Here is a 22,269-nt window from a genome sequence, read left to right on the forward strand (position 1 = left end):
GATCAGGCAGTCCGAGCAGGCACTTCAGGCCTGCGGCCTCGATTCCCCTAGTCATGAGAGGGCATTTTTTGTCTACATCTAACGAGTTGATCAGTGCGAAAGCCGCTACCGGTGTTGTCGGTCTGGACGACATCCTTGCCGGTGGCTTGTCTCGCGGTCATGTTTTTCTGCTGGAGGGTGAGCCCGGAACCGGCAAAACCACGGTCGCTTTGCATTTTCTGATGGCCGGCGCGCGAGCCGGCGAACGCTCGTTGTACATCACGCTGTCGGAAACCGAACGTGAATTGCGCCAAGGCGCGCTTTCCCATGGCTGGGAGCTGGGTGACAACATCGAAATCTTCGAGTTGACCCCACCAGAGAGCCTGCTCAACGCCGAGCATCAGCAGAGTCTTTTATATTCATCCGACCTGGAACTGGGCGAAGCGACCAAACAGATCTTCGAAGTGGTCGAACGTTTCAAACCCACACGCGTGGTCCTCGATAGCCTCTCGGAGATCCGCCTGCTGGCGCAAAGCTCTCTGCGTTATCGCCGACAGATCCTGGCGATCAAGCACTACTTTGTGCGCTATGACGCCACGGTACTGCTACTCGATGACCTCACCACCGAATCCCTCGATAAAACCGTGCACAGCGTAGCGCACGGGGTCATTCGCCTTGAGGAGTTGACGCCCAACTACGGTGCCGAGCGACGTCGTGTGCGGGTGGTCAAATATCGTGGGCAGAAATACCGCGGTGGTTTCCATGACTTCACCATCATGGGCGACGGCGTGCATGTGTTTCCGAGGCTGGTGGCCGCAGAGCATCGCGGCGAGTATTCACGTCTGCAATTGACCAGTGGCATCAAAGAAATGGACGCACTGCTCGGTGGCGGCATCGAAACCGGTTCGAGCACGCTGATTCTCGGCCCGGCAGGCACCGGCAAATCGCTGATTTCGATGATTTTCGCGGCATCAGCGGTCGCCCGTGGTGAAAAAGCCGCGCTGTTCATCTTCGATGAGGAATTGGGCCTGCTGTTCGAACGCATGAAAAACATCGGTATCGACCTCAAGGCTCTGCAGGCCACCGGCAACCTGTTGATCGAGCAGGTAGACGCTGCAGAGTTGTCGCCCGGCGAGTTCTCCCACCGCGTGCGCCGCTGCGTCGATGAGGGCGACATCAAAACCGTCGTCATCGACAGCATCAACGGTTATCAGGCAGCGATGCCCGAGGAAAACGCGCTGGTACTGCACATGCACGAATTGTTGCTGTACCTCAACCGCAAAGGTGCAGCGACGTTCATGACCGTTGCCCAACATGGTCTGGTCGGCGATATGCAGGCTCCCGTGGACATCACTTATCTGGCCGACACGGTGATCCTGTTGCGCTACTTCGAAGCCCTCGGCAAAGTCCGCCGGGCGATTTCCATCATCAAGAAGCGCACGGGCAGCCACGAATCCACCATCCGCGAATACCGTATCAGCGGCAAGGGCATGACCATCGGCGAGCCGCTCGATGCCTTTCAGGGTGTGCTGCGCGGCGTACCTACCTACATGGGCGCCAGCAAGCCGTTACTCGGGGACGAAGCCCCGTGACGGCTCAAGTAGCAATGTCCGAGCGCGCGATCATCCTCGCACCGCTGGGACGTGACAGCCAGATCGCTTTGATGTTGCTTAATGAAGCCGGGTTTACCGGGATCATCACCCGCGACCTGACGTCCTTGTGCAGAGAGCTGGAGGTTGGTGCCGGGGTGTTGCTGATTTCTTCGGAAGCCTTGCTGGGCGGCGATCTCGAACCCCTGGTGGGGCTGATCGAGCAACAGCCGGCATGGTCGGATCTGCCCATCGTGCTGATGACCTATCACGGTGGCCCTGAGCAAAATCCCGCTTCGCGTTTCAGCCCGCAACTGGGCAACGTGACCTTCCTTGAGCGGCCATTTCACCCAACGACGCTGGTCAGCCTGGTCTCCGCTGCCCTGCGCGGACGACGACGACAGTACGACGCCCGCGATCGGCTGATCGACCTGAGTGAAAGTGAACGGCGCCTGCAGTCAACGCTGGAAACCCTCGAGCAACAGGTCGAGGAGCGCACCGCGCAGCTGCGACATAATGAAGAGGCCTTGCGACAGTCGCAGAAAATGGAAGCGGTCGGCCAGCTCACCGGCGGCATCGCCCATGACTTCAACAATATGCTCACCGGCATCATTGGCAGTCTTGAGCTGTTGCGCCGGCGCCTGGCGCGCGGGCGCACGGAAGATCTGGACAGCCTGATCGATCTGGGCGTGACCTCGGCCAACCGCGCCGCCGGCCTGACGCACCGTCTGCTGGCGTTCTCCCGACGCCAGTCACTCGATTCCAAAGCCGTGCAGATGAACACCCTGGTGCTGTCGATGGGCGAACTGCTGCAACGCAGTCTCAACGAAAGCATTCAGTTGGACATGCGCTTGGACGACAAGCTTTGGGTCGCCGAAGCGGATCCCAATCAGTTGGAAAGCGCCCTGCTCAACCTCGTCCTGAATGCCCGCGACGCGATGCCTGACGGCGGCAAACTGGTGGTGGAAACCAGCAACCAGGTGTTGCAGCACGATTTCACCGAGGCCTACAGCAATCTGAAACCCGGCGAATACGTGATGTTGAGCGTCACGGACAACGGCAGCGGCATGCCGGAAAGCGTGATCAACCGCGCGTTTGATCCGTTTTTCACTACCAAGCCCATCGGCCAAGGCACGGGACTGGGCCTGTCGATGATCTATGGTTTCAGCAAGCAGTCGCGGGGTCATGTGGCCATCAGTAGTGAAGTGGGTGCGGGCACTACCGTGAGCCTGTACCTGCCGCGTTTTGGCGGTGATGTGCCACAGTACCTGCCGGTGGATGCACCTCATGCGCCCTTCGCGCGAAACGGCGAGACGGTGTTGATCGTTGAAGATGATCCGGCCGTGCGAGTGCTGGTCAGCACGGTCCTGAGCGATCTCGGCTACGCCTATGTGGAAGCCGGCGACGCAGACAGCGCAGTACCGATCCTTGACTCGACGCAACGCATCGACCTGATGATCAGTGACGTCGGGCTGCCTGGCATGAACGGGCGGCAGCTGGCGGAGATCGGGCGCCAGTTCCGGCCGGATCTCAAGGTGTTGTTCATTACCGGTTACGCAGAACATGCGGCGGTGCGTGGAGGGTTTCTTGACCCTGGGATGCAGATGATCACCAAGCCCTTCACCTTCGACCTGTTGACGGCGAAGGTGCGGGAGATGATCCGTATTTGAGCCTGCAGGCTTTTTTGGCCGGGTTTGGCCGGTTGGCCGATTCGGCTGGTTTTGGCCGATTTTGGCTGGTTTTGCCGATGTTGGACCGGTAGGAGCTGCCGAAGGCTGCGATCTTTTGATTTTGATTTTGATTTTGATTTCGGGATCGGGAGATCGCGCTGGATTACTTCAGATCAAAAGATCGCAGCCTCGTTTCACTCGACAGCTCCTACGCAGGTCCTACGCAGGTCGTACGCAGGTCGTACGCAGCTCCTGCGGGTGTCTTCGCAGCTTCTACGACAGCATGTCCCGCATCAATTCCTGCAGAACGTCGAGGTCGAATGGCTTTTCCAGAATCGGTGCCCGGCGCGTGATCGGGCTACCGGTCTCGCGGATCTCCTGCGGGTAACCGCTGATGAAGATCACCTTGAGGTCTGGTCGCAGCTTCACGGCAGGCTCGGCGATCTGCACGCCGGAAATGCCGCCAGGCAGGCGAAAGTCGGTAATCAACATGTCCAGATGCGGTTTACTCGCGAGGATCTCGAACGCCTGCTCGCCGTTTTCGGCCTGCAGCACGCGATACCCCTGCCCTGACAAGTAATCGGTCAGGATCATCAAGATAACCGGTTCGTCCTCGACGACGAGTACTACATCTTGTGCATCTTCACTCATGGGAAGCCTTTGTTCGGTCAATAGCTGCTGATACGACCGTGGGGTCGACCAGAGGTTGCGTTTATCTGGCTGATTTCCTGCAGCGGCAGACAAACGCGAAACAGGGCACCTTCGCCAATCCGGCTTTCGACCGTAATGGTACCGCCGTGGGCCGTCACAATCTGTTCTGAAATAAACAGGCCCAGGCCCAGGCCGGCGACGGCGTGCTTGGCCGTGACGCGCTCGAACTGCTGGAAGATCCGTTTCTGGTTTTCTTCCCCGATGCCGATCCCTTGATCCTGCACTTCTACCCGCGCCTGACCGTTCTCACTGTACACCTTCACGGCGATCGGGCTTTTGGCGCCGTACCGTAAAGCGTTGGTCAACAAGTTTGAGATCACTTGTTCGATACGAAATTCATCCCAATTGCCCTCTATCGGTTCATCGGCATCCAGGAAACCGAGGACTCGGCCGCGTCGATTTGCGGGGCGAAGTTTTGCAGCAAACCACGCACCAGCGCCGAGAGATCGAAGCGGCTTGGGCGGATCGACAGTTTCCCGGTACGAATCCGCGAAACATCCAACATGTCTTCGATCAGGCGGATCAGGCTTTTTATCTGCCGTTCGTCGCGATCGACCATGGCGTGCATCTTGTCCAGGGTGAAAGCGGCGGCGTTTTCCCGGGCCAGGTGCATCTTGCGCAGCTGGGTTTCCAGGATCAGGCCATTGAGCGGAGTGCGCACTTCGTGGGCGACGATCGACATGAAGTCATCGCGCATGCGCACCGCCTGCTCCAGTTCCAGCTGGGTACTTTGTAATCGCTGCAGCAGCGCCTCCTGCTCGCGACGGCTTTGCTCAAGCGCTTCGACCTGCTGTTTCATCGCCTTGCTCTGGCGATACAGGTCGACGAAGACATTGACCTTGCTCTTCACCGCGTGGATATCCAGCGGTTTGTGCAGGAAGTCCACCGCCCCGCTCTCGTAGCCCTTGAACGCGTAGTTCAGTTCACGGCCGGCGGCGCTGACGAAAATGATCGGGATGTTCTTGGTTTTCTCGGTGCCGCGCATCAACTCAGCGAGTTCAAAGCCGTTCATGCCTGGCATCTGTACGTCGAGGATGGCCATGGCGAACTCATGCTGGAGCAGCAGCGACAACGCTTCGTCCGCCGACAGCGCCTTGTAGACGGTGCGGTCTTCGCGTTTGATCAGCGCTTCAAGCGCCAGCAGGTTTTCCGGCAGATCGTCGACGATCAGCAGTTTGGCTTGGATATTACTCAACATGCGATTCGTTCCAGCTCGACAAGCAGACGGCCGATGCCGTGAATGGGTAGGACATGATCCGGCTGCTGAATGTTCAATGCAGCCTGAGGCATGGTGGCGACTTGCGCCTCTTGCGGGTCCTGGACGATGGTCAGGCCGCCCCGGTCCTTGACCTGTGCCAGGCCGCCGGCACCGTCGCGGTTGGCGCCGGTCAACAGCACCGCCGCGAGGTTGACGCCATAGGCATCGGCCGCGGATTCGAACAGGTAATCGATGGCCGGGCGCGAGTGGTGCACGCGATCTTCCAGGCTCAGGGAGAAGGTCCGGTCCTGTTCCACCGAGAGGTGATAACCGGCGCGCCGCGAAATACAGCGTGCCCGGCGCGACCGGCGTCTTGTCACTGGCCTCCATCACCGGCATCGAGACCCGGCGGGCGAACACTTCGGTCAGATGACTGCGGCGCGCATCGGGCAGGTGCAGGACGACGATGATCGGCAGCTTGAAGCCGTCACGCAGCGGGCTGAGGATGTTCAGCAAGGCTTCGACCCCGCCTGCCGAGGCGCCGATCACGATGGCTTCAATCGAAGAATGGCTCATGATTTGCGGTAGATCCGTTCTTGTTTGACCAAGGGTTCGAATTGCTTGCCGAAGGCTGAAAACTCCGGTGTTTCCTTACTGCCCAGTACCAGGAAGCCGCGATGGCACAGTGACTCATGAAACAAGCCAAAGGCCCTGTCCTGAAGTTTTTTATTGAAATAAATCATGACGTTACGGCAGGAAATTAATTGCGTTTCGGAGAACACGCTGTCGGTCGCCAGGCTGTGATCGGCGAACGTCACGTTGTCGCACAGGCTCTTGTCGAAGATCGCATAGCCATACGCTGCCGTGTAGTAGTCGGCAAAGGAACACTGGCCACCCGCCTGCTGGTAATTGGCAGTGTAGGCACGGACGTTCTCCATCGAGAAAATGCCCTGCTTGGCCTTGTCCAGCGACCGCGGATTGATGTCGGTCGCGTAAATGATCGTGCGATCGAGCAGGCCCTCCTCGCGCAGCAGGATGGCCATCGAATACACCTCCTCGCCCGTGCTGCAACCGGCGATCCAGATCTTGATCGAGGGATAGGTCTTGAGCAACGGCACTACTTCCTTGCGTATCGCCAGAAAGTGCGAGGGATCGCGAAACATCTCACTGACCGGGATCGTCAGCAATTGCAGGAGCTGCATGAACGCGGTCGGGTCGTGCAGGACTTTTTCCTGCAGGGCCGAAATGGTCGCGCATTCGAACTGACTCAACGCGTGCTGCACGCGGCGCTTGATCGAAGCGCCGGAGTAGTCGCGAAAATCGTAGCTGTACTTGAGGTAAATAGCCTCGATCAACAGCCGTAATTCGATTTCGCTGTTTCGTTCCGCTGGAGTGCTGCGTTCCACTAAATACGTTCCATCTTCGGTAACCACACGCGAATCAGCGAGAACAGGCGATCCAGGTCAATGGGCTTGGCCAGGTAATCGTTGGCGCCAGCCTGCAGGCAGCGCTCCTGATCGTCCTTCATGGCCTTGGCCGTCACCGCAATGATCGGCAATTTGCGCCAGCGCGGATCCTTGCGGATTTCAATGGTGGCTTCGAAACCATCCATTTCCGGCATCATCACGTCCATCAGCACCAGATCGATGTCCTCGACTTCATTCAACTTTTCAATCGCCTCACGACCATTACGGCCGATCACCACGACTGCGCCTTTGTGTTCCAGCGCACTGGTCAGCGCGAAAATGTTGCGCACATCATCGTCGACCAGCAACACCTTACGACCCTCGAAGACTTTGTCGCGGCTGCGCGCAGTCTTGAGCATCTTCTGCCGTTCATGGGACAACTGCGATTCGACTTTGTGCAGAAAGAGTGTGACCTCGTCCAGCAAGCGCTCCGGCGAGCGTGCACCTTTGATGATGATCGAGCGCGAATATTTACGCAGATCGGCCTCCTCATCGCGGGTCAGGTTACGCCCCGTATAGACGATAACCGGCGGGAACGAGCAGATGTCTTCGGTGGACATGCGCTTGAGCAGATCGTTGCCAAGCATGTCCGGCAATTTGAGGTCGATGACCATGCAATCGTAGATTGTCGTGCGCAGCAGCTCCAAAGCGTCCTGAGCGAGGCCAACGGCGGTGATTTCAATGTCTTCGTCGCCAATCAGGCGCGCGATGCTTTCGCGTTGCAAATCGTCATCTTCAACCAGCAGGACGCGTTTGACCTTCTGCGTCAGTTTGGCTTCCAGGCGAGCGAATACGTCCTTGAGTTCTTCGCGGGTGGTCGGTTTGACGGCATAGCCAATGGCACCCATGTGCATCGCCGCTTCGACCCGGTCCTCGACCGAAATCACGTGTACCGGTATGTGGCGGGTTTCCGCGTGCTCCTTCAGACGTTGCAGCACGGTGAGGCCGGAGTGATCCGGCAGGCGCATGTCCAGCAGGATCGCGTCCGGCAGGAATTCGCGAGCGAGGTCATAACCTTCGTCGGCACCGTGGGCCACCAGGCATTGGTAACCCAGTTCGTGGGCCAGGTCATACAGGATATGGGCGAAATTCGGCTCGTCTTCCACCACCAGAATGCAGCGTGTGACGAACGGAGCCTTGTCGCGGTCATCGGCAAAGCGCGGAATGTGCACCGGCGCCATCGGCGAAACAGCAGGCACCACGGGTGCCGGAGCGCTTGGCGCTGGCGGCGTGAAGGTCAACGGTGCGCTCACGACTTCGCCATCTTCACTGTATTGCTGCGGCAGCAACAAGGTGAACACGCTGCCCTGCCCCGGCGTACTGCTGACGCTGATCGAGCCGCCGAGCAAAGTCGCCAGATCGCGGGAAATCGACAGACCGAGTCCGGTGCCGCCGTATTTGCGGTTGGTCGTACCGTCGGCCTGGCGGAAGGCTTCGAAAATGCTTTCCTGCTGATCGGCTGCGATGCCGATGCCCGAGTCACGCACGATGAATGCAATCTGCTCGTTCGGCTGACCGGCGATGGTCAGGCTGACGGTGCCTTTCTCGGTGAATTTGACGGCGTTCGACAGCAGGTTCTTGATTACCTGTTCCAGACGCTGACGGTCGGTGAACAGCGTGGCCGGCGTACCCGGCTGCAAGTCGACGTTGAAGGTCAGCTTTTTATCAGCCGCCAGTGGCTCGAACACACCGCGCAGGCCATCGGCGAGACGGGCGACGCTGGTGTTCTCCGGAATCACTTCAAGTTTGCCCGCCTCGACTTTGGAGATGTCGAGAATGTCGTTGATCAGGTTCAGCAGATCGTTGCCGGCCGAGTAGATCGACTCGGCAAATTTGACCTGTTCGGCACTGAGGTTGTCCTGCGGGTTTTCTGCGAGCAACTTGGCCAGGATCAGCGAACTGTTCAGCGGCGTGCGCAGTTCGTGGGACATGTTGGCGAGGAACTCGGACTTGTACTTGCTGGAACGCTGCAGCTCTTCGGCGCGCTCTTCCAGTTGCACTTGCGCCTGATTGAGCTCGGTGTTTTTCAGGTCCATCGCGTCGCGCTGTTCGGCCAGGGTTTGTGCCTGTTCGGCCAGTTGCTCGTTGGTCTGCTCCAGTTCGACTTGCTGGGTTTCCAGATGCGCCTGAGACTCTTTGAGAATCCGCGATTGTTCTTCCAGCTCTTCGTTGGCGGTTTTCAGTTCTTCCTGCTGCACCTGCAACTCTTCGTTGAGCTGCTGGGTTTCGGCGAGCACTTCCTGCAAGCGCTGACGATAGCGCGCCGCTTCGATGGACGTGCCGATGTTGCCGGCGATCAGCTCCAGCAACTCAATATCGCGATCATTGAGTGGACGCAGGAAGCCCAGTTCGATCACGCCGTTGACCCGCTCGTCATCACTCGTCGGCACTACCAGCACACTGTGCGGCAGCCCTTCGCCGAGGCCGGAGCTGACTTTGAAGTAATCGGAGGGCACCGAGTCCAGGCGAATCAACCGTGCCTGCTGGGCGACTTGGCCGACAATGCCTTCGCCGCTATAGATAGATTGATCCTGTTCTTCCTGTTCGCGGGAGAAGCCGTAGGTCGCCACACGTTTGAGACCGCCGTGCTCTTCACGCACATAGATCGCCGCCACGGCAGTGCCGAGATACTGTGCGCAGAACTGCAGAATATTGCGGCCCAACAGATTAAGGGTGAGTTGCCCCAGCACCTGCTCGGCGAGTTCGGTCTGGCCGTTACGTAGCCACGCCTGCTGTTCGAGACGCACAGCGCTGGCCTGTTGTGCCGCCAGCGTGGCGCCATAGCTGGCGGAAAGATTGACCAGATCGCGTCGCCCGATATACGCCAGCAGACCGCTGATGCCCGCCACGAACAGCAAATACAGGGTAATGCTCCAGATCGTGGTGCGGCGCACGTCTTCGTTGCGCGTGGTGCGCAACTGCTGCTCCATATCGATCACGTCTTCGAACTGCTTGCGAATCTCGTCGGTCAGGCGCTTGCCACGCCCGGCCTTCACCGCGCCACGGTAGTCACCGCTGCTGCGCTGCAGGTCGATCATCGACTGCGCGTATGTCGCCCACTCGGTCTGCAACGCCTGAAGACGGCGCAGGCGATCGGTCTGCACCGGGTTGTCGGCCGTCAGTTCGAGCAAGGTATTGAGCGCCACATTGATCCGCGGCTTGGCCGTTTCATACGGATCAAGGAAATGCTCGTCACCGCTGAGCAGAAAACCGCGCATGCCGGTTTCTAGGTCAACGGTCAGTTTTACCGCTTCGTTGGCGTTATTGATCACCCGATCGGTGTGCTCGACCCATTGGATAACCGATAGCAGATACGTGATCAGCGATACGAAGAAGACGGCACTGACAACGCCCACACCCAATGGCAGGCTGACGTTGCGGCTCAGGAGTTTACGGAATCGTTGCTCATCTACCGAAGACGCAGAGGTCATGTGGGAGCCTTGTCGAACTGTTAAAAAACAGGGAGTTTGCCCCATAACGGGCATATTGATCCAATTTTCTGACGGGTATTTCCGCAAAATTCTACATTCAGCTGTTCCAGAACCAAGGAGCGGTTATCCTTCCCGCGCTTGAGCAGCTATTCTTTTTTCAGCACGAGGGGAACTTGTCGGGCCCCGCCGTTTACTCAAGCAAGACTCCGGCGAATCTGATCGACCGGCCAACACCATTTCAATCTTTGGGAACCCTATTATGTCTTCCGCCGCGTCCACCATCCTGGTCGTAGAAGACGACGACATCGTGCGCATGCTGATTGTCGATGTGCTGGAGGAGTTGGAGTTCAAGGTGCTTGAAGCTGACGGCAGCGAACAGGCATTGGAAAAGCTTAAAGATCCGGTTCAGCAAATCGATCTGATGATGACCGATGTCGGCCTGCCGGGCATGGACGGTCGTGAACTGGCGAATGAAGCACGAAAACTGCGCCCCACCCTGCCAATTCTTTTTGCCAGTGGTTATGCCGAAAACATCGACGTCCCTGCTGACATGCATGTCATTGGCAAGCCGTTTTCGATTGATGCGCTGCGGGACAAGGTCAAGGGCATCCTGCAGGCCGCCAGCTAAACCCTCATAGCGCCAGGATCGCTGCGGACTGTGCTTTAATTGCGCGCTTTTTTCCGCATGACACTCCCTGCCCGCTTCAAGGAACCACCCTCAATGAGTCAGCCCCGCGCAGCCAAAGTCCTGGTGATTGGTTACGTTTGGCCCGAGCCCCGCTCCTCGGCGGCCAGCGGCCATGTGATGCAAATCCTCGAAACCTTCCTGCAACAGGGCTGGGACATTACGTTCGGCAGCCCGGCAGGTGCTGGCGAGCACCCGGCTGACCTCACCGCCCTGGGCATTCGCCAGGTGCCGATCGAGCTCAACAACAGCAGTTTCGACGCGTTTGTCAGTGAGCTTGCCCCGGATGTCGTGCTGTTCGACCAGTTCATGATGGAAGAACAATTCGGCTGGCGGGTAGAAAAGCACTGCCCCAATGCACTGCGAGTGCTGGAAACTTCAGACCTGCAGAGCCTGCGTCACGCCAGGCACCAACGCCTCAAGGAGCGCCTGAAGGCCAGCGCTGACCTCGAAGACTTCAACGAATTGTTTGCCCCCGCGTTACGGCAGGAATTCGAACTCATGGCCGATGCCGACCTGGCCAAGCGTGAGCTTGCCGCCATTTATCGTTGCGACCTGACGCTGATGATCTCCGAGGTGGAAATCGATTTGCTGGTGCAGCAATTCAAGGTGCCCCGTGAATTGTTGCACTGGTGTCCGCTGATGATCGATGTGCCCACCCGGCCAGCGACTCGCTTCGAAGACCGCGCGCATTTTCTCAGCATCGGTAACTTCCGGCATGCGCCGAACTGGGATGCAGTGCTGTGGCTCAAGACGACGATCTGGCCGTTGATTCGCCAGCAATTGCCCGCTGCCCAGCTCCACATCTATGGCGCTTACACACCGCCCAAGGCAACCGCACTGCACAACGCCGCCCAGGGTTTTCATGTGAATGAACTGGGCCGAGGATGCCTTGCAAGTCATGTCCGCGGCCAGGGTGTGCCTGGCTCCCTTGCGCTTTGGCGCGGGTATCAAGGGCAAGCTGGTGGATGCGCGATGCTGTGCGGCACGCCGAATGTCACAACGCCAGTGGGGGCAGAAGGCATGCACGGCCTGGAACCCTGGCCAGGTGCAATTACCCGCACGGCCCAGGCGTTTGCCGACAGCGCGGTACAACTGCACAACGACCGCACCTGCTGGCTGGACGCACAGGCCAAAGGCCTACAATTGCTCGGGCCGCGCTATCGCCAGGCGGAGCATGGCCCGGCGCTGATCAGACGAATTGAAGAATGCCGTCGAAACCTGGGCTCAATCCGGCGCGACAACTTTACCGGCAGCATGCTGCGCCATCACCAGCACAAGAGCACTCAGTACATGTCGCAGTGGATCGAAGCGAAAAACCGTCAGCCTCAGTAACCCTGTGAGACTGCGGGTGGCGCCTCCGGCTCGGAAAGAGGCATGATCGGCAGGCGAATATTCTGAAAGTGCCCAGACATGACCCGTACAGCTCGCGTGACCGACCCTTCCTACGAGTTGATGGATGACCACAACGGGTTATCCATCATCTATCGCCAGCACGGTTTTCCTTGCCCGCTGGTTCGCTGGCATTTTCACAAGGAGTACGAACTGCACTTGATTGTCGCCAGCTCAGGCAAGGTGTTCATTGGCGACTACATCGGCAACTTCTACCCGGAGACGCTGTTTCTCACCGGCCCGAATTTGCCGCACAACTGGATCAGCCAGGTGGCCGAAGATGAAGTCGTGGAAAAACGCGACATGCTGGTCAATTTCACCGACGACTTGTTTGAAACCGGCCATCAGGTGTTCGCCGAGCTGAAAACCCTGGTGCCCTTGCTGGAACGCGCGCAATACGGCATCGAGTTTCGCTGCAAACGCACCATACGCCAGGCCATGGGCCTGATGCAACGCATTGCCGATACCCGCGGCGTCACGCGCCTGGGGCATTTTTTCATTCTGCTGGAGTTGCTGGCAGCCTCTGACGACTTTCAGTTGCTGTCCGGCGCCACCTCGCCGCAGTTGGCCGACGAGCACAACGTCGACCGCACTAACCGAGCGGTTGATTACATCTTTGCGCACTACGCCCGGGAGCTTCCGCTGGAGGAGGTTGCCGAGCACCTGGGCATGAAGCCGACGTACTTCAGTCGAGTGTTCAAGCAATCCACGGGGCGCTGTTTCATCGAATTCGTCAACCGCCTGCGCATCAGTAAGTCCTGCGAGTTGCTGGCCGACGGCGACAAACCGGTGACCGAGGTGTGTTTCGAGTCGGGGTTCAACAACATTTCCAACTTCAATCGGCGTTTTCAGCAGTTGAAGGGCATGACGCCTTCGCATTATCGGCGGCTCGCGGTACAGCGGCTTACCGAGCAGAATTCTGGTTGAGCGCCAGTGCAAAAAAGTATCGGTTCAAGTGCTACGGATGATTTGTCAGTCCGGCAATTGAAGGCTGTAATCAGTGCACATTCTTCCTGCCTTCGGAAGACACAAAAACAATAACTGTCCTTCTGCCACCCGCCGGGTGCAGAAAAGGAGTGCACGATGCAACCCACTGCAAAAGCTCTGCTTGCCCTCACCTGCATGACCCTCAGCAGCGTCAGCCTTGGCGCCCAGACCCTGACCATCGCCACCGTCAACAACAGCGACATGATCCGCATGCAAAAGCTCTCGAAAACCTTCGAGACCGAGCATCCGGACATCAAGCTCAATTGGGTGGTACTGGAAGAAAACGTTCTGCGCCAACGCCTGACTACCGACATCGCCACCCAGGGTGGTCAGTTCGACGTGTTGACCATCGGCATGTACGAAGCGGCACTGTGGGGAGCCAAGGGCTGGCTTGAACCGATGAAGGACCTGCCGGCCAACTATGCCCTCGACGATGTATTCCCGTCAGTGCGTGAAGGGTTGTCGGTCAAGGGTTCGCTGTATGCCCTGCCGTTCTACGCGGAAAGCTCGATCACCTATTACCGCACCGATCTGTTCAAGGATGCCGGGCTGACCATGCCCGAGCGTCCAACCTGGGAACAGATCGCCGGCTTCGCTGAAAAACTCACCAACAAAGACAAAGAGCAGTACGGCATCTGCTTGCGCGGCAAGGCTGGCTGGGGCGAGAACATGGCGCTGATCACCACCGTTGCCAATGCTTACGGCGCACGCTGGTTCGATGAGAAGTGGCAGCCGGAATTCACCGGCCCCGAGTGGAAAAACGCGCTGAACTTCTACGTCGACACCATGAAGAAATCCGGCCCGCCGGGCGCCTCCAGCAACGGTTTCAATGAAAACCTCGCCCTGTTCAACAGCGGCAAATGCGCAATCTGGGTCGATGCCAGCGTTGCCGGGTCGTTTGTCACTGACAAGACCCAGAGCAAAGTCGCTGACCATGTCGGCTTCACGTTTGCCCCGCATCAGGTCACCGACAAGGGTTCGGCCTGGCTGTACTCCTGGGCACTGGCGATACCCGCCAGCTCCAAGGCCAAGGAGGCGGCGAAAACCTTCAGCGCCTGGGCCACTTCCAGGGAATACGGCGTACTGGTTGCCGAAAAAGATGGCATTGCCAACGTACCACCTGGCACCCGGGCCTCGACTTACAGCGACGCTTACATGAGCGCCGCGCCATTCGCCAAGGTCACGCTTGAATCCCTCAAGGCTGCGGACCCGAGCAAACCGACCCTCAAGCCGGTGCCCTACATCGGCATCCAGTTGGTGACCATTCCCGAGTTCCAGGGCATTGGCACCCAGGTCGGCAAATCGTTTTCGGCGGCGCTGATTGGCCAGACCTCGGTCGACCAGGCGCTGACGGCGGCGCAGCAAACCACCGAGCGAGAGATGAAGCGCGCGGGTTATCCGAAGTAACCCGCGTCCCCTTGTAGGAGCGAGCTCGCTCGCGATGGTGCGTCAGGCGACACCCATTTATCTGACTCCACCATCGCGAGCAAGCTCGCGCCTACAGATCTTTATCTGCCTGTTCCCAATCGGTTGTGATCGCCATGAATACTTCAACTGCCAAAGCCCACCTCAACCTGTCGCAACCCCAGCGCAAGGTCCGCGTACGCAATCCCGGCTGGTTTCTGGTCAGCCCTTCGGTGGCCCTGTTGCTGCTGTGGATGATCGTGCCGCTGGGCATGACCATTTACTTTTCGATGATCCGCTACAACCTGCTCAACCCCGGCGAGAACGAGTTCGTCGGGCTGGAGAACTTCAGCTACTTTCTGACCGACTCCGGGTTTCTGCCCGGTGCCACCAACACCCTGCTGCTGGTCGGTAGCGTGTTGCTGATCAGCGTGGTGTTTGGGGTACTCATCAGTGCCTTGCTGGAAGCGAGCGAATTTCTCGGTCGCGGCATCGTGCGGGTCATGCTGATTTCGCCGTTCTTCATCATGCCCACGGTCGGTGCGCTGATCTGGAAGAACCTGATTTTCCACCCGGTTTCCGGGATCCTCGCCTACGTCTGGAAGCTGTTCGGCGCGCAACCGGTGGATTGGCTGGCGCACTACCCGCTGCTGTCGATCATCATCATTGTCTCTTGGCAGTGGCTGCCCTTCGCGATCCTGATTCTGATGACCGCCATGCAGTCCCTCGACCAGGAACAGAAAGAAGCCGCGCGTCTCGACGGCGCCGGGCCTGTCGCTATTTTCTGGCACTTGACCCTGCCGCATCTGGCACGCCCCATTGCCGTCGTGGTGATGATCGAAACCATCTTCCTGCTCTCGGTGTTTGCCGAGATTTTCACCACCACCAACGGCGGCCCCGGCTACGCCTCGACCAACCTCGCCTACCTGATCTACAACCAGGCGCTGGTGCAGTTCGACGTCGGCATGGCTTCGGCGGGCGGCTTGATTGCCGTGGTCATTGCCAACATCGCGGCGATCATTCTGGTGCGGATGATCGGCAAAAACCTGACTGACAAAGCCTGAGGCCCGCCATGACTCTTCAACAATCCCGCCGGCTGCAAAGCCTGCTGCTCGGCACCCTCGCCTGGGCTATCGCAATCGTGATTTTCTTCCCGATCTTCTGGATGGTACTGACCAGTTTCAAAACCGAAATCGACGCCTTCGCCACGCCGCCGCAATTCATCTTCACGCCGACGCTGGAGAACTATCTGCACATCAACGAGCGCAGCGACTACTTCAGTTTCGCCTGGAACTCGGTGGTGATTTCGTTCAGCGCTACCGCTCTGTGCCTGCTGATCGCGGTGCCGGCGGCGTACTCGATGGCGTTCTACGAAACCCAGCGCACCAAGGGCACGCTGCTGTGGATGCTCTCGACCAAGATGCTGCCGCCGGTGGGCGTGCTGATGCCGATCTACCTGCTGGCCAAGAGCTTCGGCCTGCTCGATACGCGCATCGCGCTGATCGTGATCTACACGCTGATCAACCTGCCGATCGTGGTCTGGATGATTTACACCTACTTCAAGGACATCCCCAAAGACATCCTCGAAGCCGCACGTCTCGATGGCGCCACGCTGTGGCAGGAGATGGTCCGCGTGTTGCTGCCGATTGCCAAGGGAGGCCTCGCCTCGACCGTGCTGCTGTCGCTGATCCTGTGCTGGAACGAAGCCTTCTGGTCGTTGAACCTGACCTCGTCAAAAGCTGCGCCGCTGACCGCGCTGATCGCCTCTTACTCAAGCCCCGAGGGACTGTTCTGGGCCAAATTGTCGGCGGTCTCGACCCTGGCCTGTGCGCCGATCCTGATCTTCGGCTGGATCAGCCAGAAGCAGCTGGTGCGCGGCCTCTCCTTCGGCGCCGTGAAATGAAATTTGAAAAGCGAAAGATCGCAGCCTTCGGCAGCTTCTACATAAAGCATGCCGTCCCCCTGTAGGAGCTGCCGCAGGCTGCGATCTTTTGATCTTAAAAAAAACAACGCGGAGGCCCATCATCATGGCCAACCTGAAAATCAAGAATCTGCAAAAAGGCTTCGAAGGCTTCTCCATCATCAAAGGCATCGACCTTGAAGTGAACGACAAGGAATTCGTGGTCTTCGTCGGCCCCTCGGGCTGCGGCAAATCCACCCTGCTGCGCCTGATCGCCGGCCTCGAAGAAGTCAGCGGCGGCACCATCGAGCTGGATGGCCGCGACATCACCGAGGTCAGCCCGGCCAAGCGCGATCTGGCGATGGTGTTCCAGACCTACGCGCTGTACCCGCACATGACCGTGAAAAAGAACATGTCGTTCGCCCTCGACCTGGCCGGTGTACCGAAAGCCGAAGTCGAGAAAAAAGTCGGCGAAGCCGCGCGCATTCTCGAACTCGGGCCGATGCTCGAACGCAAACCCAAACAGCTCTCTGGCGGCCAGCGCCAACGCGTCGCCATCGGGCGCGCCATTGTGCGCAACCCGAAAATCTTCCTGTTTGATGAACCGCTGTCCAACCTCGACGCTGCGCTGCGAGTGCAGATGCGTCTGGAACTGCTGCGTCTGCACAAAGACCTGCAAGCGACGATGATCTACGTGACCCACGACCAGGTGGAAGCGATGACCATGGCCGACAAAGTCGTGGTGCTCAATGGCGGCAAGATCGAACAGGTCGGCTCGCCGCTGGATCTGTATCACCAGCCGGCCAATCTGTTTGTCGCCGGTTTTCTCGGCACGCCCAAAATGGGCTTCCTCAAGGGCAAGGTCACCGGGTCGACAGCCAACGCTGCGAAGTGCTGCTGGACGCCGGCACTCGCATCAACCTGCCGCTGAGCGGCGCCAGCCTGAGCGTCGGCGGCGCGGTGACATTGGGCATCCGCCCCGAGCACCTGAACCTGGCGCGCACCGGCGATTGCACCTTGCAGGTCACTGCCGATGTCAGCGAGCGCCTTGGCAGCGATACGTTCTGCCATGTGCTGACCACATCCGGTGAGGCCCTGACCATGCGGGTTCGCGGCGATCTGGCCAGCCGTTACGGTGAGGCCCTGAGCCTGCACCTGGATGCCGAGCACTGCCATTTATTCGATGCCGACGGCGTGGCGCTGACCCGCCCGCTGCGCGCCGCCGCCTGATTTGCGAGAGCCAGTGATGAAACTCAACAAACAGAATTTGCCTCACCTTGCTGCCGAAGTGCGCCTGCCGGCCTACGCCTTAAGCGACACCCGCCAGGGTATCGCGCACATTGGCGTCGGCGGTTTCCACCGGGCGCACCAGGCGTATTACACCGATGCGCTGATGAACCTGGGCATAGACCTGGACTGGGCCATTTGCGGCGTCGGCCTGCGCGGCGAAGACCGCCGCGCCCGCGACGACCTCAAAGAGCAGGATTACCTGTTCACCCTGTTCGAACTCGGCGACAGCGATGACACCGAAGTCCGTGTGATCGGCGCGATCCGCGACATGCTGCTGGCCGAGGACGGCGCTCAAGCACTGATCGATAAACTCGCCGACCCGCACATCCGCATCGTTTCGCTGACCATCACCGAGGGCGGCTATTGCATCGATGACAGCAACGGCGAGTTCATGGCGCACCTGCCGCAGGTGCAACATGATCTGGCGCACCCGCAAGCGCCGAAAACCGTGTTCGGATTTCTCTGTGCAGCATTGGCCAAACGCCGTGCGGCGGGCACGGCGGCGTTCACCGTGATGTCCTGCGATAACCTCCCGCACAACGGCGCGGTGACTCGTAAGGCATTGCTGGCCTTCGCGTCGCTACTCGACGCTGAACTGCGCGACTGGATCGACGCCAACGTCAGTTTTCCCAACGCCATGGTCGACCGCATCACACCAATGACCAGCACCGCGCATCGCCTGCAACTGGCCGACAAACATGCGGTGGACGATGCCTGGCCGGTGGTCTGCGAGCCGTTTGTGCAATGGGTGCTGGAAGACAAGTTCGTCAACGGGCGGCCAGCATGGGAAAAGGTTGGTGTGCAGTTCACCAACGACGTCTCGCCTTACGAAGAGATGAAGATCAAATTGCTCAACGGCAGTCACTTGGCGTTGACGTATCTGGGCTTCCTCAAAGGTTATCGCTACGTCCACGAGACGATGAACGATCCGTTGTTCGTGCGTTACATGCGCGCCTTTATGGATCTCGACGTCACCCCACAACTCGCGCCGGTGCCGGGGATCGATCTGAGCGATTACAAAGACACGCTGGTGGCGCGGTTCTCCAACCAGGCGATTGCCGATCAGCTTGAGCGCGTGTGCTCGGACGGGTCGTCGAAGTTTCCCAAGTTCACCATTCCGACGATCAATCGGCTGATTGCCGATGGGCGCGAGACGAAGCGTGCGGCGCTCGTCGTCGCGGCCTGGGCGCTGTACTTGAAGGGTGTCGACGAAAATGGCGATACCTACACGATCCCAGATCCGCGGGCGATGTTCTGCCAGGCATTGGTGGCCGATGATGCGCTGGTGACTCAGCGCTTGCTGGGGGTTGAGGAGATTTTCGGTACGGCCATCGCGCAGTCGCCCGAGTTTGTCGCGGCGTTCGAATGGTGCTGCAACAGCTTGCGCGAGGTGGGGGTGACACGCACGTTGGAGCGGGTCCTGGCGTAGCCTCAGTTCTGTGGGAGCGAGCCTGCTCGCGATCAGCCTCACCGAGGTTCAGATGAAACACCAAGGATCAACCATGGCACATCAACAGCTATACCTGGGCATCGACTGTGGCACCCAGGGCACCAAGGCCCTGATCCTCGACGCCCACAGCGGTCAGGTGCTGGGTCAGGGCGCCGCGGAGCACAGCCTGATCAGTGGGGCCAACGGCCGACGCGAGCAAGACACCCGTCAGTGGCTCGATGCATTTGCCCTGGCGACACGCCGCGCATTGCAGGCGGCTAATGTCGACGGTCAGGGCATCCGGGGTATCGCCGTCTCCGGGCAGCAACATGGCCTGGTGCTGCTGGACCACCAGGGTCAGGTACTGCGCCCGGCCAAGTTATGGTGCGACACCGAGTCCACCCCGCAGAACGATCGCCTGCTGGCGTTGCTGGGCGGGGAAAAGGGTTCTCTGGAGCGACTTGGCGTGGTGATCGCCCCAGGCTATACCCTGTCCAAACTGCTCTGGACTCGGGACCATCACCCGCAAGTGTTTGCCCGCATCGCCCATATCCTGTTGCCCCACGATTACCTCAATTATTGGCTCACAGGCCGTTGCTGCAGTGAATATGGCGATGCCTCCGGCACGGGTTACTTCGATGTTCGCACGCGCCAGTGGGATACGCAGTTACTGCGCGAGATCGATCCCTCCGGGAGGCTGGAAGCGGCGCTGCCCGAACTGGTCGGCGCCGACCAGCCAGTCGGCACCATCAGGCCGGACATCGCGGCACTCCTGGGGGTCAACCCGCAGGCACGCGTTGCCAGCGGCGGCGGTGACAACATGATGGGTGCGATTGGCACTGGCAACATTCAGCCCGGCGCCATCACCATGAGCCTGGGCTCGTCGGGAACGGTGTATGCCTATGCCGACCAGCCACGGGTCAGCTTCGATGGGTCGGTGGCCACGTTCTGCTCCTCCAGCGGCGGCTGGTTGCCGCTGATCTGCACCATGAACCTGACCAATGCCACCGGCGCGATTCGCGAACTGTTCGAGCTGGATCTCGACCGGTTCAATGAGCTGGTGGCGCAGGCACCGATTGGCGCGGAGGGTGTCAGTCTGTTGCCGTTCTTCAACGGCGAACGTGTTCCCGCCCTGCCCCACGCCACCGGCAGCCTGCACGGATTGACGCTGGATAATCTGACCCAAGCCAACCTGTGCCGTGCCGCCGTTGAAGGCACCACATTCGGTTTGCGTTATGGGCTGGATTTACTGCGCCAGAATGGTTTACAAAGCCGCAGCATTTGCCTGATCGGCGGTGGCTCGAAAAGCCCGGTGTGGCGACAGATCGTTGCCGACATCATGAACACCCCGGTCATCTGCACCGAGCAGAGCGAAGCCGCAGCCCTCGGTGCTGCGATTCAGGCAGCGTGGTGCGTGTCACTGGCAGATGGAGCAGCCGTCAGCCTCAAAGTCTTGTGCGAGCGCTGCGTGCAACTCGACCTGAGCAGCGAAACCCTGCCGGTCGCCGCCAATGTCGCCGCGTATGAGCCGCTGTACAAACGTTACCGACAGCATGTCGCAACCCTTTGAAGAGTGAATAATCATGTATCTGGTGTGTGGCGAAGCGCTGTTCGATTTTTTCAGTGAAGAAGACGTCAGTGGCCTGGCGTCCAAAGTAAATTTCAAGGCCATTGCTGGTGGTTCGCCGTTCAATGTGGCCGTGGGTTTGCGTCGGCTGGGCGTAAAGGCCGCGCTGTTTGCCGGGCTGTCCAGCGATTACCTGGGCAAGCGTTTGCAGCAGGTGTTGCAGGACGAAGGTGTGGCTACCGACTTCGTGGTGGAATTCGCGGCGCCCACTACCCTGGCGATGGTCGCCGTGGGCGCCAATGGCTCGCCGCATTACAGCTTTCGGGGCGAAGGTTGCGCTGACCGGCAGCTGCGCCTCGACCATCTTCCGCTGCTGCCGGCCTACATACGCGGCCTGCATGTCGGTTCCTACTCGCTGGTGGTACAGCCGGTTGCCGATACCCTCCTGGCATTGGTGCGCAGAGAAAGCGGTAAGCGCTTGATCAGCCTGGATCCGAATGTGCGGCTCAATCCAGAGCCGAACATCGAATTGTGGCGCTCGCGAGTGGCGATGCTGGTCGAGCATGCCGACCTGATCAAGGTCAGCGACGAGGACCTGAGCCTGTTATATCCCGAACAGGACCCGCAGCGGGTGATCGAGGGCTGGCTGGAGCATCGCTGTCAGCTGGTGTTCCTGACTCGCGGTGGCGAAGGTGCGACGGTGTTCAGTCGTCGACACGGCGCCTGGTCGGTACCGGCCTGCGCCGTGGAGATTGCCGACACCGTCGGTGCCGGCGATACCTTCCAGGCGGCATTGATCGCCTGGCTGACGGAGCAGCAACTGGATTCGGTGCAGGGTTTGCAGCAATTAGAACGCGAGCAGACTGATGCAATGCTCAGGTTTGCGGTGAGCGCAGCGGCACTGACGTGCACCAGGACCGGGCCGGACTTGCCGTATCGGCATCAGCTGCAATAAACCTGAAATAGCAGCCTCCAGCCGACAGGTGGCATGCGGCTAGGTTAACCATCGCTTAACTGTGCGGTCCAATAATTGACTGGACCGCACGCCTGCAGCTTGCCTGACAGCCCAGTGCGGACCGCTCGATCCTGATGGTCGAGCTGACCTTTGTCTGCGCTGGAGTACGCTCATGAAAATGCAAACGATATTGCTCGCCACCACCCTTGCCAGTATTTCCTGGGGCGGCATCGCCCATGCCAATGACGCAGGTACCAGCCAAGCGGTGCCCTACCATTACGGGATGCCCCTGCACGTCGCCAAGGTGGTGGCCCTGACGGAGCCTTCGACCATGGACTGCAAAGTGGTGACGGCTGAAATGAAATACATCGACAACGCCGGGCAACCTGCGCAAATCAGCTATCGCAAATTGTCGGATGCTTGCAGCTTGCAGAACTGACGACAAAGGGTCTGGCCTGTTGTCAGGCCAGACCCTTGAGTAATAGTCAGATCGCCGGCGGTTATCGTCAGAGCTTAAAGCGCCTTGCGGTCCGGGTGCAGCGTTTGCTTGTGTGCATGGAGATCGATATCGGAGCGCAGCCCCGCAATGAGCTCGTTGATCTCTCGCCGGCCGTTA

Annotated in this window: 15 protein-coding genes and 3 pseudogenes; 13 read left to right on the forward strand and 5 right to left on the reverse strand. The window is 59.4% G+C overall.

The genetic code is table 11. From position 1 onward, the window contains the following. The first annotated feature begins 68 nt into the window (after window positions 1-68). Window positions 69-1,571 (forward strand): ATPase domain-containing protein, encoded by a 1,503-nt coding sequence (locus JFT80_RS12750; protein ID WP_201148101.1) that lies wholly within the window; start codon window positions 69-71, stop codon window positions 1,569-1,571. Continuing rightward, on the forward strand, window positions 1,568-3,238 hold the full coding sequence (locus JFT80_RS12755) for a response regulator (protein ID WP_201148102.1): 1,671 nt from the start codon (window positions 1,568-1,570) through the stop codon (window positions 3,236-3,238). The genes JFT80_RS12750 and JFT80_RS12755 overlap by 4 nt, the downstream gene beginning before the upstream one ends. 273 nt (window positions 3,239-3,511) lie before the next feature. On the opposite strand, the gene JFT80_RS12760 is transcribed toward JFT80_RS12755, so the two are convergent. From JFT80_RS12760 to JFT80_RS12780, 5 genes and pseudogenes are all read right to left on the reverse strand, one after another. After that, window positions 3,512-3,889: a response regulator gene (locus JFT80_RS12760; RefSeq protein ID WP_201148103.1), complete on the reverse strand. Its 378-nt coding sequence runs from the start codon at window positions 3,887-3,889 to the stop codon at window positions 3,512-3,514. Window positions 3,890-3,906: 17 nt separating this feature from the next. Next, window positions 3,907-5,147, reverse strand: a pseudogene (locus tag JFT80_RS12765) (ATP-binding protein). Next, window positions 5,141-5,723, reverse strand: a pseudogene (locus tag JFT80_RS12770) (chemotaxis protein CheB). The pseudogenes JFT80_RS12765 and JFT80_RS12770 overlap by 7 nt, the downstream one beginning before the upstream one ends. Further along, window positions 5,720-6,553, reverse strand: coding sequence for a protein-glutamate O-methyltransferase CheR (locus JFT80_RS12775; RefSeq protein ID WP_201148104.1), 834 nt, complete (start codon window positions 6,551-6,553; stop codon window positions 5,720-5,722). The pseudogene JFT80_RS12770 and the gene JFT80_RS12775 overlap by 4 nt, the downstream one beginning before the upstream one ends. Continuing rightward, the gene (locus tag JFT80_RS12780; protein WP_201148105.1) at window positions 6,553-10,044 is read right to left on the reverse strand and encodes a response regulator; all 3,492 of its coding nucleotides are present in this window, start codon (window positions 10,042-10,044) and stop codon (window positions 6,553-6,555) included. Before JFT80_RS12780 ends, JFT80_RS12775 begins: the two co-directional genes overlap by 1 nt. 259 nt (window positions 10,045-10,303) lie before the next feature. Here JFT80_RS12780 and JFT80_RS12785 point away from each other — a divergent pair, with 259 nt between their 5' ends. The 11 genes and pseudogenes from JFT80_RS12785 to JFT80_RS12835 all read left to right on the forward strand — a co-directional run bounded on the left by JFT80_RS12785 (window position 10,304) and on the right by JFT80_RS12835 (window position 22,092). Next, complete coding sequence (locus JFT80_RS12785; protein ID WP_201148106.1) at window positions 10,304-10,672, forward strand: response regulator; 369 nt, start codon at window positions 10,304-10,306, stop codon at window positions 10,670-10,672. Window positions 10,673-10,765: 93 nt separating this feature from the next. Continuing rightward, on the forward strand, window positions 10,766-12,064 hold the full coding sequence (locus tag JFT80_RS12790; protein ID WP_201148107.1) for a glycosyltransferase family 4 protein: 1,299 nt from the start codon (window positions 10,766-10,768) through the stop codon (window positions 12,062-12,064). 78 nt (window positions 12,065-12,142) lie between these two features. Next, a complete protein-coding gene (locus JFT80_RS12795; protein WP_201148108.1) occupies window positions 12,143-13,048 on the forward strand; it encodes an AraC family transcriptional regulator in 906 nt (301 codons plus the stop codon). Between the two features lie 156 nt (window positions 13,049-13,204). Beyond that, window positions 13,205-14,515 (forward strand): sugar ABC transporter substrate-binding protein, encoded by a 1,311-nt coding sequence (locus JFT80_RS12800; RefSeq protein WP_201148109.1) that lies wholly within the window; start codon window positions 13,205-13,207, stop codon window positions 14,513-14,515. Window positions 14,516-14,649: 134 nt separating this feature from the next. Beyond that, window positions 14,650-15,576 carry a carbohydrate ABC transporter permease gene (locus JFT80_RS12805; protein WP_201148110.1) on the forward strand — a complete coding sequence of 309 codons (927 nt, stop codon included), beginning with the start codon at window positions 14,650-14,652 and terminating at the stop codon, window positions 15,574-15,576. An 8-nt stretch (window positions 15,577-15,584) separates the two neighbouring features. Then, the gene (locus JFT80_RS12810; protein WP_201148111.1) at window positions 15,585-16,415 is read left to right on the forward strand and encodes a carbohydrate ABC transporter permease; all 831 of its coding nucleotides are present in this window, start codon (window positions 15,585-15,587) and stop codon (window positions 16,413-16,415) included. Between the two features lie 124 nt (window positions 16,416-16,539). Continuing rightward, window positions 16,540-17,642, forward strand: a pseudogene (locus JFT80_RS12815) (ABC transporter ATP-binding protein). Window positions 17,643-17,658: 16 nt separating this feature from the next. Next, window positions 17,659-19,131, forward strand: coding sequence for a mannitol dehydrogenase family protein (locus JFT80_RS12820; RefSeq protein WP_201148112.1), 1,473 nt, complete (start codon window positions 17,659-17,661; stop codon window positions 19,129-19,131). Window positions 19,132-19,204: 73 nt separating this feature from the next. Continuing rightward, window positions 19,205-20,701 (forward strand): xylulokinase, encoded by a 1,497-nt coding sequence (xylB, locus tag JFT80_RS12825; RefSeq protein ID WP_201148113.1) that lies wholly within the window; start codon window positions 19,205-19,207, stop codon window positions 20,699-20,701. 13 nt (window positions 20,702-20,714) lie between these two features. Then, window positions 20,715-21,653 (forward strand): carbohydrate kinase, encoded by a 939-nt coding sequence (locus JFT80_RS12830; protein WP_122840503.1) that lies wholly within the window; start codon window positions 20,715-20,717, stop codon window positions 21,651-21,653. A gap of 172 nt (window positions 21,654-21,825) precedes the next feature. Beyond that, a complete protein-coding gene (locus JFT80_RS12835; RefSeq protein WP_122840504.1) occupies window positions 21,826-22,092 on the forward strand; it encodes a DUF2790 domain-containing protein in 267 nt (88 codons plus the stop codon). The last annotated feature ends 177 nt before the right edge of the window (window positions 22,093-22,269 follow it).

It is taken from the genome of Pseudomonas sp. TH10, assembly GCF_016651255.1.
Lineage (GTDB): Bacteria > Pseudomonadota > Gammaproteobacteria > Pseudomonadales > Pseudomonadaceae > Aquipseudomonas.

What these genes read in the sequence shown, in the direction of transcription:
- JFT80_RS12760 (WP_201148103.1), bottom strand. Translation starts at nt 3,889, where the DNA reads ATGAGTGAAGATGCACAAGATGTAGTACTCGTCGTCGAGGACGAACCG.
- JFT80_RS12780 (WP_201148105.1), bottom strand. Translation starts at nt 10,044, where the DNA reads ATGACCTCTGCGTCTTCGGTAGATGAGCAACGATTCCGTAAACTCCTG.
- JFT80_RS12785 (WP_201148106.1), top strand. Translation starts at nt 10,304, where the DNA reads ATGTCTTCCGCCGCGTCCACCATCCTGGTCGTAGAAGACGACGACATC.
- JFT80_RS12790 (WP_201148107.1), top strand. Translation starts at nt 10,766, where the DNA reads ATGAGTCAGCCCCGCGCAGCCAAAGTCCTGGTGATTGGTTACGTTTGG.
- JFT80_RS12795 (WP_201148108.1), top strand. Translation starts at nt 12,143, where the DNA reads ATGACCCGTACAGCTCGCGTGACCGACCCTTCCTACGAGTTGATGGAT.
- JFT80_RS12800 (WP_201148109.1), top strand. Translation starts at nt 13,205, where the DNA reads ATGCAACCCACTGCAAAAGCTCTGCTTGCCCTCACCTGCATGACCCTC.
- JFT80_RS12805 (WP_201148110.1), top strand. Translation starts at nt 14,650, where the DNA reads ATGAATACTTCAACTGCCAAAGCCCACCTCAACCTGTCGCAACCCCAG.
- JFT80_RS12810 (WP_201148111.1), top strand. Translation starts at nt 15,585, where the DNA reads ATGACTCTTCAACAATCCCGCCGGCTGCAAAGCCTGCTGCTCGGCACC.
- JFT80_RS12820 (WP_201148112.1), top strand. Translation starts at nt 17,659, where the DNA reads ATGAAACTCAACAAACAGAATTTGCCTCACCTTGCTGCCGAAGTGCGC.
- xylB (WP_201148113.1), top strand. Translation starts at nt 19,205, where the DNA reads ATGGCACATCAACAGCTATACCTGGGCATCGACTGTGGCACCCAGGGC.
- JFT80_RS12830 (WP_122840503.1), top strand. Translation starts at nt 20,715, where the DNA reads ATGTATCTGGTGTGTGGCGAAGCGCTGTTCGATTTTTTCAGTGAAGAA.
- JFT80_RS12835 (WP_122840504.1), top strand. Translation starts at nt 21,826, where the DNA reads ATGAAAATGCAAACGATATTGCTCGCCACCACCCTTGCCAGTATTTCC.